The organism is Rhodomicrobium sp. Az07, from assembly GCF_018619475.1.
GTDB lineage: Bacteria > Pseudomonadota > Alphaproteobacteria > Rhizobiales > Rhodomicrobiaceae > Rhodomicrobium.
In genome coordinates this window covers 148,177-162,394 of sequence record NZ_JAHFZG010000004.1, presented here as the reverse complement: position 1 = coordinate 162,394, position 14,218 = coordinate 148,177, and the positions used below count along the sequence as shown (strand labels likewise).

The 14,218-nt window shown below is 61.9% G+C and carries 13 protein-coding genes; 7 read left to right on the top strand and 6 right to left on the bottom strand.

Features of this window, described 5'->3' with window-relative positions; genetic code table 11:
- Nucleotides 1–28 precede the first annotated feature (28 nt).
- Both KKP04_RS04605 and KKP04_RS04600 read right to left on the bottom strand, forming a co-directional pair.
- A complete protein-coding gene (locus KKP04_RS04605; protein WP_215027440.1) occupies nt 29–958 on the bottom strand; it encodes a PRC-barrel domain-containing protein in 930 nt (309 codons plus the stop codon).
- 96 nt (nt 959–1,054) lie between these two features.
- Nucleotides 1,055–1,648, bottom strand: a complete 594-nt coding sequence (locus KKP04_RS04600; RefSeq protein WP_215027438.1) for a hypothetical protein — start codon at nt 1,646–1,648, stop codon at nt 1,055–1,057.
- 401 nt (nt 1,649–2,049) lie between these two features.
- Here KKP04_RS04600 and KKP04_RS04595 point away from each other — a divergent pair, with 401 nt between their 5' ends.
- Together KKP04_RS04595 and KKP04_RS04590 are read left to right on the top strand one after the other, a co-directional pair.
- The gene (locus KKP04_RS04595; protein ID WP_215027436.1) at nt 2,050–2,472 is read left to right on the top strand and encodes a dihydroneopterin aldolase; all 423 of its coding nucleotides are present in this window, start codon (nt 2,050–2,052) and stop codon (nt 2,470–2,472) included.
- A gap of 63 nt (nt 2,473–2,535) precedes the next feature.
- On the top strand, nt 2,536–3,327 hold the full coding sequence (locus tag KKP04_RS04590; protein WP_215027434.1) for a hypothetical protein: 792 nt from the start codon (nt 2,536–2,538) through the stop codon (nt 3,325–3,327).
- Nucleotides 3,328–3,523: 196 nt separating this feature from the next.
- On the opposite strand, the gene KKP04_RS04585 is transcribed toward KKP04_RS04590, so the two are convergent.
- On the bottom strand, nt 3,524–5,212 hold the full coding sequence (locus KKP04_RS04585) for a hypothetical protein (protein ID WP_215027432.1): 1,689 nt from the start codon (nt 5,210–5,212) through the stop codon (nt 3,524–3,526).
- Between the two features lie 425 nt (nt 5,213–5,637).
- Here KKP04_RS04585 and KKP04_RS04580 point away from each other — a divergent pair, with 425 nt between their 5' ends.
- The 3 genes from KKP04_RS04580 to KKP04_RS04570 all read left to right on the top strand — a co-directional run bounded on the left by KKP04_RS04580 (nt 5,638) and on the right by KKP04_RS04570 (nt 8,765).
- Nucleotides 5,638–6,831, top strand: coding sequence for an FAD-dependent monooxygenase (locus KKP04_RS04580; protein WP_215027430.1), 1,194 nt, complete (start codon nt 5,638–5,640; stop codon nt 6,829–6,831).
- A gap of 173 nt (nt 6,832–7,004) precedes the next feature.
- Nucleotides 7,005–7,904, top strand: a complete 900-nt coding sequence (locus KKP04_RS04575; RefSeq protein WP_215027428.1) for a lysophospholipid acyltransferase family protein — start codon at nt 7,005–7,007, stop codon at nt 7,902–7,904.
- 432 nt (nt 7,905–8,336) lie between these two features.
- Nucleotides 8,337–8,765 carry a DUF2267 domain-containing protein gene (locus KKP04_RS04570; protein WP_215027426.1) on the top strand — a complete coding sequence of 143 codons (429 nt, stop codon included), beginning with the start codon at nt 8,337–8,339 and terminating at the stop codon, nt 8,763–8,765.
- Between the two features lie 72 nt (nt 8,766–8,837).
- Here the strand turns inward: KKP04_RS04570 and KKP04_RS04565 are convergent, their stop codons facing one another.
- The gene (locus KKP04_RS04565) at nt 8,838–9,176 is read right to left on the bottom strand and encodes a hypothetical protein (RefSeq protein WP_215027424.1); all 339 of its coding nucleotides are present in this window, start codon (nt 9,174–9,176) and stop codon (nt 8,838–8,840) included.
- Nucleotides 9,177–9,522: 346 nt separating this feature from the next.
- Between KKP04_RS04565 and KKP04_RS04560 the strand changes: the two genes are divergently transcribed.
- Complete coding sequence (locus KKP04_RS04560; RefSeq protein ID WP_251133901.1) at nt 9,523–9,906, top strand: arsenate reductase ArsC; 384 nt, start codon at nt 9,523–9,525, stop codon at nt 9,904–9,906.
- A 135-nt stretch (nt 9,907–10,041) separates the two neighbouring features.
- Here KKP04_RS04560 and KKP04_RS04555 read toward each other — a convergent pair whose 3' ends face one another.
- Nucleotides 10,042–10,938: a transglutaminase family protein gene (locus KKP04_RS04555; protein ID WP_215027420.1), complete on the bottom strand. Its 897-nt coding sequence runs from the start codon at nt 10,936–10,938 to the stop codon at nt 10,042–10,044.
- The gene (locus tag KKP04_RS04550) at nt 10,935–13,496 is read right to left on the bottom strand and encodes a circularly permuted type 2 ATP-grasp protein (RefSeq protein WP_215027419.1); all 2,562 of its coding nucleotides are present in this window, start codon (nt 13,494–13,496) and stop codon (nt 10,935–10,937) included. Before KKP04_RS04550 ends, KKP04_RS04555 begins: the two co-directional genes overlap by 4 nt.
- Before the next feature lie 231 nt (nt 13,497–13,727).
- Here KKP04_RS04550 and KKP04_RS04545 point away from each other — a divergent pair, with 231 nt between their 5' ends.
- A complete protein-coding gene (locus KKP04_RS04545) occupies nt 13,728–14,144 on the top strand; it encodes a TIGR01244 family sulfur transferase (RefSeq protein WP_215027417.1) in 417 nt (138 codons plus the stop codon).
- The last annotated feature ends 74 nt before the right edge of the window (nt 14,145–14,218 follow it).

Here is a 14,218-nt window from a genome sequence, read left to right as displayed (position 1 = left end):
CGGCCATTCGTCCGCAAGCGGCGGCGCTTCATTTCCCCTGTTGGCCGCCGCGCGCCTCGGGAAGCTTCCGCACCTCATCGCTGTTCATGCGAAGCTTGATGCGGTCGGCCATCTGCTGAAGTTCGTCGGACGTGATCTTCACGACCTTTTCGCCGAGACCGAGAAGGCGGCCAAGTTCGATCGTGACCGACTTGATACTGCCGTCCGAACCCCGGTCGATCTGCACCACCTTGCCGAGGTTTACGCCGTCCGAACTGTAGACCGGCATGCCGCGCATGTCGGGCTTGCCGGACTGCGCTTGCTGTTGGCCGGACGCCGATTGCTGGCCGTTATCGGCCGACGCCTGGCCGGATGCGCCGTTCATGCTTCTCGCCGACGCCATCATGCCGGGATATTGCCGCGCTGCGGCGACGATAATCTGACATGACGGCGGCAGCGAGGAAACCTTCTGCCCCAGACAGGCGTCGCGGTCGTCGGAGTCGCCGCACTGCTTGCGGATCGCGGCGTGGCAGGAATCGGTCACGTCGCGCACAGCGGTCTGCATATATCGCGACACGCGCCTCAGCGTGAAACGGCAACGGCGGCTCAACTGATCGGAATAGGCTTTCATGCAAGCCGCGACGCGCCCGCCCCCCGGCGTGACGTCGCCGCAATAGCGGTCGATGTCGTCGCCGCAGGCATCTTCGATCCGCCCCATGGCCATCGCCACACGGTCGCGGAGATCGGAGCGGGACAGACGCTCGAAAACGTCGCCCGAAGAACCGGAGCCGGAACGGTCATCCGCGCCGTCGCGATCGCCTGACCCGTCGGCGCGCTGCGTGGCTCCGCCTCCGGCGCTTCCCGGCTTGTCCATCTGCTGGTCGCCGCCACTCTGGCCTCGCTGCTGCGGAGCCTCCTCGCTCAACGCGGGAAACGGCGTCAACGCGAGCGCTGCTACGAGAAACATTGCTTTTTTCATGGTCGTCTCCGTGTTGTTCCAAGACCGGCCCCGCCCGCCCACGCCTTCGACCCCTCCCTGTCGGGGCCTCGATCAGCCCTGCAAGAAATCGCCGCTTCAGAGTTTCTTGCCGTCGCCACTATCGTCATCGTCTTCATCGTCATCGGTTTGGGCAGCGGCCGGTTCCTGAATCCGCGCGATCAGAAGGGCTACCTCTCCGTCGTTTCGAAGCCTCTCAAGAATAACTTCGCGGATGTCGTCGCTTCGGTCGGCCGCGCGGTTCGACCGGGTGCGCTCTTTCGTGCCACTCTGGTCGCGCATGGCGCTTCGGTCCGTACAATCGCCGCCGCGATCCATCATTCCGGCGCGGTCGCCCATGCGATCCATCATGTCATCGCCCCGGCCGCCCCAGCGGTCGGACATTCCGCCACGCATGCCGCGTTCACGCGTGGCCTCGGCCAGCATCGCCCGAATTTCCGCGCGGCCTTCGGGGTCGGCCAGCATTTCGCGAAGCGCGGCCCGCCGCTCGCGGCGTTCGTAATCGTCGTCGCCTCGCATGCGATCCTTGAGACGGTCGCTCCAGTCGCTGGCGCGTCCGGAAGAGTAGTCCGACGCGCCCCATCTGCCAGCTGACGCGGGCGCAACCGGCAGACACAATGCGAAGGCGGTGAATAGAAACGCGCCCCCCGATAGCATCGATTGCCAAGTCATGGTTGTTTTCCTCTGCTACTAAACTGCGTTGATGCAATTTAGGGCAAAAAGCGCCTTGAATGTCTACGGCACTAGGAAGAACATTGCGGAACGTGCGGGACTTAGTGTAATATTGTATAATAGAGTATTTCCGTTATTTTCGATTTTCCGATATATTTGCCGTTTATATTATTTTCCGCAAAACCTTGTGCGATGCGCCCACGGGAAGCAGTGCTCGCCGGCGTGGAAAGCCTCGACATTTGCCTCGGTCGTGGATATGCGATGACCCGGCGCGATTGAAAAAAGCGATGGCCGCGTTCGCCTTCACCCGTGCTGTCGCTATGAGCGATGCTTCGAGCGAACTATGTAAAGCGCTCGTGTCATGCCCTTGACCTAGGGAAGGGTGAATCAGGAAAAATCCAATGGCGACGACATATTCCCTTCAAAACGTTCTCGCGCATGAAATGGGCGATACGCGCCAGCGCCCGTACGACCGCGTGCTCGTGCGCGACCTCGTATTGCCTGCCCGCATCGGCATCTGGAGCGAGGAAAAGGGCATCGAGCAGCGCGTGCGCTTCACGGTGGAGCTTTCGGTGTTGCCGGGCGTGCATCGGCCGGGCGATCTGTCAAGCGTCGTGTCTTACGATTTCATCATCGACGGCATTCGCGACGCGGTGGCGTCCGGGCATGTGCTCCTGACCGAGACGCTGGCCGAGCGCGTCGCCGAGCATTGCCTCTCGCATCGTCGCGCGATGGAAGTGCGCGTCGTTGTGGAGAAGCTCGACCGTGTTCCCGGCGCGTCGCTCGGCTGCGAAATCATCCGCTTTCGTCCACATCAACCTTGACGCGCGCAATGGATCAAGTCCGCCACCTGTGGTAGAGGCTGAAACCGTAACGGGGGACGACCGATGACCGACGCTGGCGCGCAGATCACACTGAACGTGTTTTCGAATTGCTCGGAGGTTGACGTCCGGAAAATCCCGGTGAAAGAGACGGTGGAGAGTTTCTTCGCCTGCTTCGGCAGCGATGCCGTGGCGCGCACCGTTTATTTCATCGATCCCTTTCCGTTCAAGCGGAGTTATGACGCGCTGTGCCGTCGCATTTCGGAGTTTCACGCGCCGCTTGGGCCGTTCGAAATCCATTACACCTACGGGCTCGCCTTCGGTTATCGCAAGAGCATCGTTCTGAGCGAGACGGAATACGCTTTTCAGCTCGAACATGACTGGCGTTTCAACGGGGCTTCGATCCGTCACTCCATCGAAAATCTCGTCGCGGCCATGAAGACGGGCGGCATCGACCATCTGCGCTTCAATCTGCATTCGAACGCCGTTAATCGGTACGATGTCGAACTGGAAGAGACGAGCTTCGCGTCCGTGCCGATGCTTCGGACGCCGATGCGATCCAACAACCCGCATCTGATCCACATCCCCACCTATCGAGAGAAGTGGCTGCACCTGATCGATCCGGCACGGGGCAAGTCGAAAGGCGTCGAGGAAAATCTGTGGCGCGTTCCGAACTCCGCCATCTACGGACCTCTGAACTATCCCGCCACGATCGAGCATAATGACGGTCGAGAACGCCTGCGCCAGCTCGGCAAGACGCTCGGAAAGCCGACGTTCAATTTCCTGATCCGCAGCGGTGCCATGGAGGCGGCCTTCCGGGCCGAGAATTTCCTGAAACGTCGCCTGCGCCGCGCGTGAACCCGAATCGCAGAGTGGCTGACGCTCACGGTAAACGTTCTCTTTTTGCTTGTTCGAAGCCGTAGAACGCCAGCCGGAAGCGATGGAGCCGATGTTCGCGCGACGCCCGCGATCGCAATGCAAGCTCGCTCGTGTCCGTGAAGTCATGAAAGCCACCCTTGAGGGCGGCTTTCATGCATTTGAGGCGATGAGCGTTTCAGAACTTCAGACGCGCGCCGGTGTAGAAAGCATCCCAGTCTTCCGGCGCGCGGCGCTCCGTGTTGTTGAAGCCGGTCGTCGCGGGGGCACCGGTGGCGCTGGTCACATAAGATGTCGACGTCGTGATGTTCGCGTTGAAGTGAAGGTAATTGCCGTAAATTTCCATCGCCGCGCCGTCGAACGCCTGCGTCACGCCGATACCGAAGCGGTCCACGTTCGAATCACGGATACGCGTCGTGCTGAGAGTATTGCCGTTTTCGGCATTCCATATCTGGAAGTACACGGCGACTGAACCGAAGTCGTCGAAATTGCCATACTCCGCATAAATGGTGGACGCGCCAACTTCAAAGATGCGTTTCGTGATACCGACCTGCGTGTACCAATAAGCTGCATCCTGATTAAGCGCTTCCACCGGCGAATTCTCGATATGGCGTATGCCGCCCACGATAGTGCCGTACAGTCCTGTCGGCAGGTGCATGGCTGACAGATTGCCTTCCACGACTTCGATCCTGGAATTCACTCGGTAGCGGGTACCACCAAACGAATTGCTCGAATTGGATATGAGTTGCGAGCTTGCCACGCCGCCGCTCGGACCGGCGGCCGTGTTGGGCTGATTGGTTTGATCGCTGCCGAAAAAGATCGCGTTTGCCGCCCAGGGAGCACCCTGAGTCAACGAGCGCTCGCCCCACCACTGATAGCCGACGCCGCCCGCGACGCGGATGGTGTCGAACTCCTTTTGATAGCGAAGCGCCGCGTCCCAGAAATCGTTCTGACCCCAGGCGAACGAAGCGATGAAGCCGCAGATTATGGGCGAGTCGTATCGAATGACTTCCTGACGCTGGCTGTCGAGCGCGTTCGACAAATTGTTCCAGACCAGACCGCCGACGCTGTAGGCGGCGATCGTTCTCACGGTATTGGTTCCCGTCGAAACCTCTCCTCCGGGGCCCGTAACCGTTATCGTGTTGTTGGTGCTGGTGATGGTGGGAGCCACGGTCCGCGTCGAATTCGGCAGCGCACCCGATGTCGGCCCGGTGGTCACGAATGTATTCGTAGTGGTATTGAACCAGGAGCTTGTCGGCAGTGTATTGTCGCGGATGTAGAAGCTTGTAGCGTGATAGTTTTCCGTATTGCTGAAGCCGCCGCCGAGGTTTATGAGTGTCAAATCCTTGGTCGCGGTGTTCTGCATTCCGAGCGTAACGCGTCCGAACGTTGCATTTTCAATGAAGAAATTCTCTTGCCGGATACGAAGCGCCGTTTCGATGTTGCGATTCTGTTCCGTGAGCTGATCCACAAGGTTGGAAGACGAATCCCGAAATTCGTATTCCATGAGAAAGCCCGCCTTCCAGTCGGGCGCCATCTGTCCGACGCCTTTCATGCGGAAGCGTGTGGAGGCAAAGTTGTTGTCCGCAACGTAGATATCGCTCTGCTTGCCGTCGTTCCAGAAAAGCAGGATCTTGTCCACCCAGCCCGAGAGCTCCAGCGAGACCTTGCGGTTCCCTTTGCGGACGGTTGTCAACTCGAGTTCCGCGACGCGCTCTTCGAGATCCGCGCAGCAGTCGCCGCCGAGGGCAGATTTCGATTTCGACCCGGTATCGGCCGCCAACGCAGAAAGCGGCCAGAAAATCAACGCAAAACCCAGGGTTGTTGCACACGCAAGGCTCGTTCTGCTCACGAGTCCGCCGATCATCTGTATCTCCCCTTCGACCCATGCAAACACGGGTTGGTGTTCTTTCTGGCGGGAGAGCTTGCGCCACCGCCTCCTTTCGAGCCGACAGGCTCCACTCGGTGCTGATACAAATCCGGTCGGCCGTTTGCGCGATGGCCGCTCCACCTGTGGTTGCTAAACGAGTCTTACCCAATGGTAAACAACACCACTTAAAATTGAATTTAACTTGCAGAGGTTTGTTGCGCACCGGCAACGAAACAAACCCGAATCGTGGATTCGCGACTGCCGGATTGCGTCCCGGTGGGAACCACCCGAAACGGGTTTCGGTTTAGCGGATTGTTTCGGAAGGGATGCTCGCGCAAAGATGATCGCGAGGGCGTTCCCGATACCGCGGCAGGTGCTGTAAGCTGCATCGCGCAGCGGTAACGATAGAGCTGGGGGGGCAGATGAGCACACAGAGGGCCGATGTCATCGTGATCGGCGCAGGCCCCGCCGGCCTCGCGGCGGCGTTGGGCTGCCACGACGCCGGCATGACCGCTACCGTTGTCGACACCTCACCCGCCGCGTCGGCTCATGCCGCAACCGGGCGCAGTGCAGCGCTTTTCAATACGACCATCGCCTTTCTCACGCGGCTTGGCGTATGGCATCGTTGCGCTTCGCATGCCGAGCCGCTTCGCGCGCTGCAATTCATCGACGACACGGGGCACCTCCTTCGCGCGCCCGACGCGCTGTTCAAGGCGTCCGAAATCGGCGAGGAAGCCTTCGGCTGCAACATCGCCAATGCCGATCTTGCGAGGACATTAAGAGACGTCGCGGAAGAAAAAGGTATCGCGATTCTCACGCCGGGTCCGCTGCGCACGTTCCACGAGTCTGCCACGCGGGCGATCCTCACCTTCGAGAACGGCACCGAACTTTATGCGCCGCTCGCGGTAGCCGCCGACGGCCGGAACTCGGCAACCCGCGAGGCGGCGGGTATTCGCGCGCTATCGTGGCCTTACGAGCAAACCGCGATGGCGGCGAGTTTCAGCCACGACCGCCCGCATCGCGGGTTGTGCATCGAATTTCACCGGAAAGCCGGGCCGTTCACCCTCATACCGCTGCCTGGCAACCGGTCGAGCTTCGTCTGGACGGAGCGCAAGGCCGATGCGGCGCGTCTGATGGCTCTCGATGATGCCGCCTTCGCGCGCGAGATGGAAACGGCGTCGCATTATGCGCTCGGCCGCATCTTCGACCTCAGTCCGCGCGGGGCGTTCCCGCTCTCTGCCCTCATGGCGCGCGAATATGGCCGCGCCCGTGCCGCGCTTGTCGGCGAGGCGGCGCATGCCGTGCCGCCCATCGGCGCGCAGGGGCTGAACCTCGGCTTCCGGGATGTGGAGGCGCTGCTCGGCCTTCTCGTCGATGCCAAGGCGGCGAATGCGGATCTCGGCGGCGAAGACCTGCTGCGCGATTATTCTGCGGCGCGCCGCGGCGACATCGTGAGCCGCACGCTCGGCGTAGACCTGCTGAACCGCAGCCTTCTGTCCGGTTTCCTCCCGATGCAGGCGGCGCGCGGGCTTGGGCTTTATGCGCTGGGCGCGATCGGGCCGCTGCGGCGGGCCTTCATGCGGCGCGGCATGGCTCCCGCCAGCCCGGTGCAGTGAATTTTATATTTAATCAATCCGCTGAGGTGCTCGTGCTCTTGAGGCGCAGGCGTTTGCTCCGAACCTGCGGCGAGGTGCGCCAAACGTATGCGCCAGAGCGCGCGTTTAGGCTTGACGGCGGGGGTTGCGCTTGCAAGACAGGCGCAGGCTCCCGCAACGCACAGTCCCCGATAATGTTTCTCGATCTCCGGCAAAGGCTGGAATACGGCGCTGTTCTGGCCATCGCGGCGATCATCCGCGCCATGCCGCTCGACAGGGCTGCGGCGTTTTCCGCGCGCGCCTGGCGGTTCCTTGCGCCGAAGACCCATCGTCAGGCCCGCGCGCTACGCAATCTCGCCAAGGCCATGCCGGAGACGACGCAAGCCGAACGCGAGGCCATCGTCGACGACATGTGGGACAATCTCGGGCGCGTGATGGCGGAGACGTTTCTGCTCGACCGCCTTCTGAAAGATCCCTCGCGCTTCACCATCGAGAACCCGGAGTTGCTCGAACGGTACCGCAGCGAGATGGGGCCGCTCGTCGTCGCCGCGCCGCATATGGGCAATTGGGAAATCGCGATCCTGCCGCTTCGCACCATCGGCGCGAATACGGCGGGCGTGTACCGGCTCGTCGAAAACCCCTATGTGGACCGCTACATTCGCAACAAGCGCGCGCAGCTTTATCCGGGCGGCCTGTTCGCCAGCAAGAGCAACGAGGGGCTTGCCACGATCATGCGGATCGCAACGCATGTGCGAAGCGGCGGCGCACTCGGCATGCTGGCCGACCTCGCCGACTGGCACGGCGTGCAGGTGCCGTTCTTCGGCCATCCGATGTGGGCGACCGTCGCGCCCGCCTGGCTCGCGCGGCGCGCGGGCTCGCGGCTTGCGGTCGGCCGTTGCATCCGCATCGGCAAGGAGTCGCGCTTCTCCATCGCATTCAAGGAACTGGAAGTCCCGCGCACCGACAATGTGAATGAGGACATCAAGGCGCTGACCGCCACCATCCAGCGCGAATTCGAGGCATGGATTCGCGAGCATCCCTCGCAATGGATGTGGTCGAACAAGCGCTGGCGCGAGAACGAATTCGATACCTAGAGCCGGAGAAAAGAGACCGTTTTACCGATCTGATTGCGATTCAATCAGATTGGAAGTCGTCAATTCGACGCGGAGAATTCTGGTAACGATGCATCGTTCGAAAACGAGGCCGGGGGAGGAGTGTCAATCGAATATTTCATCAAGGGCGGAACACCCGCGCGCAGCGTCCGTTCATCGCAGCATAGCCCCTAGTGGTCCGATTCCTTGATTCTAGTGGAGCTTCTGAATTTGACATTTGAGCGAGAGCTTTCAGCAACCGAGGACTCAAATGTCAAATTCGCTCCACTAGTGGTCCGATTCCGACATTTGCATCCGTTTGCAGCACCCTCGCAAGCAAATGCCGGAATCAAAGGACTCCACTAGTTTTATTGGCCCGCGAGAAGCCACGCTTTACCGCGGTCCATCCGAGCGTTGTGACCGACGAGGCATGCAATGACGACAACCGGACTTGAAGTCTTCGACAGGACGGTGCAGACCACGAATACTTGGCTTAATGAGATCGCCGAGGAAATCGGGCCTGACCGGCAGCGCTGCTATCAGGCGCTCCGCGCGGTGCTGTTTATCCTGCGCGATCGTCTGCCCCCGGACGAGGCGGCGCATCTCTCGGCACAGCTTCCGCTCCTCGTGCGCGGCATCTTCTACGAAGGATACCGGCCTGCCGGCAAGCCGGACCGCATTCGCTCTCGCGACGAGTTCCTGCAAAGGATCGGCGAATATCTGGAGCAGACCCGGCCCCTTGGGGCGGATGAAGCAGCGCGCGCTGTGTTCAGGGTGCTCGACCACAATGTCGATGCTGGTGAGATGAGTCAGGTGAAGCAGTCATTGCCGCAGGACATTCGCAGTCTCTTTCCTGCACAATAATGCGGCGACAGTTGAAACCTCGCCGTTCACCATCGGCGTTGGCGGGTCAAGCTCCACGTTTTGATGCGATAATCACTTGCATTTCTTCGAGCGCATCGCGGTGGTAACGGCAATTTCCTCGCCCTTCAGGCGGGCGATCTGGCCCTTGACGTCGGCGGCCTGCGAACCGGCTTTCCCGGCTGAAACGGCGGCGATGTCGTCCGAAATCCGCGCCTTGTCGCCCGCGAGCCTCTCGCAACTGAAGCCCATATAAGGCGCGTGATTGACCTTCGCCGGTTCGATCGCCGTGACCCTTTCGGCGGAGATCGGCTCGGAAGTTGTGCGTGTCCCACCGGTCGCAAGGCGTGTGTCGCCGCCCGTGGCGCATGCGCCGAGCGCGAACGTAATCATGATGACGCCGATTTTCCGCAACGTCCCCTCCCTTATTTGGCGCAACGTTGACCGCGTTGCCAGTCCTTTGTCTTCTCCATACGAATGACCGGCCGCGCCATCAAGGAGATTTAAGGCGCATTCGGCTCCAGCGGCAACCTCGCATTCGTCGATGAAGGCCAGCCATGCCTCCACGCCTGCCCGCTTTTCTATCGGCAGCCCGAAAGCTATAACCACAGGGATCGCAGCGCGCAGGCTCGCCTTTGGCTTTGCTTGAAGACCGCCAGTCGGTCACTATCGTCTATCGGATGGATCCTTTGCGCAGCGACAGGAAGATTTGCCCCAAGCCGTACTTTTTGCGTGTAACTTCAATGCCATAAGGTCGCCGATGGCGGCGGCGATCCTGCGCTTCCTCGCGGGATCGCGGATCTATGTGCGCTCGGCGGGCGTTCGCATGGGCGAAATCGATCCTTTCGTGATTGCGGTCATGGACGAAATCGGCATCGACATCACTCACCATCAGCCGCGGACCATCGAGGATCTGGAGGATACGTCCTTCGACATCATCGTGACGCTCGCACCGGAGGCGCATCACAAGGCGCTGGAATTCACTCGTACCATGGCCGTCGATGTCGAATACTGGCCGACGATCGACCCGTCCGCCGCGACCGGCAACCGTGAGCAGATTCTGGAAGGCTACCGCGCCGTGCGCGATCAGCTTTTCGAACGGATCAAGAAGCGGTTCGACATCGCCGGCATGCCGCAAGCCTGAGCACCAGCAAAACAGCCGGTCAATCCGTCGGCGACGCCAAGGCGCCGCTCGGCCATAGCCGGCAACATCACGCCGCCAGCCGAGGTGAGCCGTTACGATCTATTGAAGCCTGATATTGAAGCCTGACGCTCCCTGTCAGCGCATCGCCCCGGCCCAGCCGTTGACGGGATTCACGTCGACGGCAACCTCGACCTCATGCTCGCCGCCGCCCAGGAGCACGCCGCTGACCGGACTCACATCCTGAAAGTCGCGCCCGATGGCAATCGCGATATGCTCCTCGCCGGGAATCATGTTGTTGGTCGGGTCGAAATCGACCCAGCCGATTTCCGGCGACCACACGGAAACCCACGCGTGGCTTGCATCCGCGCCGATGAGCTTCGGCTGGCCCGCCGGCGGATAGGTGAGCAGGTAGCCGCTCACATAGCGGGCGGCGAGCCCCATCGTCCTGAGACACGCGATTTCGAGATGCGCGAAGTCCTGGCACACGCCGCGCCTGATGCGAAGCACTTCCTCGACAGAGGTCGCGGCATCGGTTGCGCCGCTCTCATATTTGAAGTCGCGGTAGATGCGCGCCGTAAGATCCTGCACGGCTTCGAGCATGGGGCGCCCTTCGACAAAGCTCGCCCGCGCGAATTTGTGGATGTCGCGCGACGGCCGGATGAAGCGCGACGGGCAGGAATACTGGATGGCCTCGAACGTCTCCGGGCCGAGATTGGCGCGAAGCGTCGCGGCGACGTCGTTCCAGCTCGCCGTGCGGCTCGTATCGATGTGCATCGGCGCGAACACCTCCACCTGCGCGCGCGAATGGATCAGCAACTCGCGGTGATCCTGCTCGATGGCGATGAGCGAGACGGGGTTGCCGAAATCGTCGATCATCTCGGCCTTGGATGCGGGGGCGGGGTCGATCAGGAGGCTGTGCCGGGAAACCGTCTGGCGGTAGTGGGAGCGGGGCGTCAGGTGCAAGACGTGGTGAGATTGCGAAACCGGCGCGGAGTATCGATACGTCGTTCGATGGCTGATCTCGAAATTCATGAATGGCTACCGAAGCGGGTGTAGACGCGCCGAAGCTCTTCTTCGGTCAGGTTGAAGTAACGGCGCGTAATCGCTTCCGAAAGCTTCGGCAAGCCCGAAATCAGGGTGCCCAGCAACTCCTGTAGCTCGACGCGCTGGCCCGACGCGTCGGCATGCTCAAGGCTGGCGACCTTCGCGAGGCGCACCTTCGTCAGAAGCTCCAGGATAAGCCGCTGTTCCTCGTTGTGCGGGGCATGTGGCGAAGCCTGCGGCAGCGCCTGAAGATGATCCGTGATCGCGCAGAGCTGGAAGCCGATACCGCGCGGGTTCGCCTCGTCCACCATGAGCAGGTCGAGCACGAGCGAGAGGATGGGCGCGAAAAGATAGCGCTGGCGGAAGGTGATGGTGCTGTCCGCCACGTTCAGCACGAAAAAGAGGCGCGCCGTCTCGTCGTCCTCGCGCCGCACCTCGCCGAACAGCGCCAGCAGCAGTTCCGCCAGATTGTACGCGCGTTCGAGCCGCCGTCCGATGTCGGTAAAGCGCCAGCCGTAGTTCCGCGTCATGTTCTCGGCGGTCAGCCCGTTCAGCGACGCCAGGGTGACGATGCCCGCATTGAGCCGGTCGAGCAGCTTCACCGAGTCGGAGAGGTCGTTCGCCTGCGGAGACGCGATGTTCGAGAATCGGAGCAGCGTCTGCCACACCTCAAGCGAAAGGCGCTCGCGCACGATGCTGCCCACGCGCAACATGTTGCTTTCGAGGCCGGGCAGGCTGTGCGAGCGGCCGGGCGCCGTCATCAGCAGGCGCACCGATTGCTCGACGGCGTTCGGATCATGGCCGATCCCTTGCGACGAAGGCGGCTGATCTTTCGAGAGGATGAGTTCAAGCGCGCGCCGTCCGCCCGCGCCTATGGGCACCGCGCCGGAATCCTCGGAGCGGCTCAACGCGCCGCGCATGAGACGCATCACCCAATCCGCGCGCTCGCAATATCGGCCCAGCCAATAGAGGTTGTCCGCGATGCGGCTTCTGAGGCCGATGCCTGCGCGAAGCACGCGCGCAACCTCCGCGGCGGGCCGCATCAGCGTGATATGCGGCGGCATCACCTCGTCGTCGGAGGCAATCCACACATCGCGCGAATGGCCGTCGCGCGCCGACATGGCGACACCCGGCGTTCCGTCGAGCGACATGGCGAGGCCGCCCGGCATGACGCGGTAGTCGCCGTCGATGCCCACCACGAACAGGCGCATCGCGAAGCGGCGCGACGTCAGCCCGTCGGCGGTCCATGAGGGCGCATAGGCGCTGTCCGAGCGCTCCTCGGCGACATAGTCCTGTCCGTTCACGTCGAGCTCGAAACGAAGCGCGTCGAGCGCCTTCGGCGTCAGCGTTTCAAGCATGATGCCGATTTCCGCGCGGCCGGGCCGCCCCGTGCCCTCATGCGCATGGCGGATCACGAAGCGCTCGGGATGCGCGAACACATAGACGCGCGATTCCATGTCGCCGAGCCAGCGGCGATGCGTGTCCTGGAGCACCAGATCCTGCCCGAGAAGCGCGCGGCTGATGTCCGGCAGAAGAGGCGCAAGACCCCGGTTCTCGACGATGGACGAGCCGAGAAAGTTCATCATCAGTCGCGGATTGCGCCTGAGCGCCTGCACGAGACCCACCGGACCGGCAAACCCGTTCGGGTCGAGTTCGAGCGGATCGCAATGCGAACCTTCCACGCAGCGGATCATGAGATCGATGGGCTTCAGCCCTTCGAGCGTCTTCATGTAGACGCGGCTGCCGATCACGCGCAGGTCGCCCCCTTCCACAAGCTGGAAGCCGAGATAGCGCGAAAGATAGGCGTGGCTGAAATAATCTTCGTGCTGCGGGCCGGGGGTCAGCAGCGTGATGAGCGGATCGTCGCGCTCGATGCGCTGAAGAAGCTCGGTCTGGATCTGCTGGAAATGCGAGGCGAGGCGAACGGCGCGACAGTCTCGAAACACGTCGCCCATGAGCTGGCCGTGCAGCAGCCGATTCGCGAGCGCGAACCCCACGCCCGCCGGTGTCTCGGCATGCACGTCGATGATGCGCCACTCGCCGCTCGCGTCGCGAATGAGGTCGGCGGCGAAGAAATTGATGAGGTGCGCCGTATTCTTCGGCTCCCGGCATGCGCGAAGGAAAGCGGGATCGCTGAACACGAGGCGCGGAGGCACGCGGCCCGAGCGAAGCAGCGTTTGCGCGCCGTAGAAGTCGTTGACCATCATGTCGCAGAGCTGCACGCGCTGGATGAGGCCGCGCTCAAGGACCGCCCATTCGGCCGCCGAGATCATGATGGGAATGAGGTCGACGGACCAGGGTTGCCGGCTCCCGGGCTCGGCGAAGAGGTCGTGCGCTATGCCGTTCTCGGCGACAAGGCGGCGAAGCCTTTCCTGACGCTGTGCCTGTTCCTCAAGTGGAATTGCGCCGAACGCCTGTGAGAAGGCGTGCCATTGCGGCCTGATCGTCCCATCCGCGCCGATTGCTTCGTCGTGGCCGACAGCGGGCGGCCTATAGGCGGCAAGCAGATCCCGCGGCATGATGATATTCTGCACCGTACTGTTCATGGCCGCGCTAGGCTCTCCCCGGCAAAGCCGGCGGACACCATCCGTTTCGGTCGATCATTTCGCCCCCAAGCGGCCGTGGAATGCTTCCAGATAGATCCAACTGTAACATTCCTTCTCCGGCTCCGCCAGCGTGGCGGTCGAAAACGCCTTCAAGACGGTTGAGCTAGAGACAGACAGAGCATATGTTTTCCTTCCGACTCCAAAGCCGGTGGATGAAAGGAAAAATATTGCATGGAAATCCATAAGATCACGGACGATCTACAGGTGGCGGGCCAGATAGGGCCGTCGGACATTCCGGAACTCGCCTCGAAAGGGATAAAGACGATCATCTGCAATCGCCCGGACAGCGAGGCGCCGGGTCAGCCGTCTTTCAGCGAGATCGAGAGACTTGCGGAAGCCGAAGGCATCAAGGCGATCTATCACCCGATCCGCGCGCCTAACGCGATCAGCGATGCCGACGCCGAGATTTTCGAGAAGGAGATGGCCGATGCCGAAAAGCCAGTGCTCGCATTCTGCCGCACCGGCACGCGCAGCGCGTTCCTGTGGTCGCTCTCGCAGGCCGGCAAGCTCCCTGCGCAGGAAATCGCGCTGAAAGCCATGCGCGCCGGATACGACATCAGCCCGGTCTTGCAGCGGCTCGAAAAGTAGGGTCTGACAGTCGGGCGACAGCTTCGCGGTACACGTGGAGCGACGGCCCAAACCGCGCCAGAACGCAGCCTTTC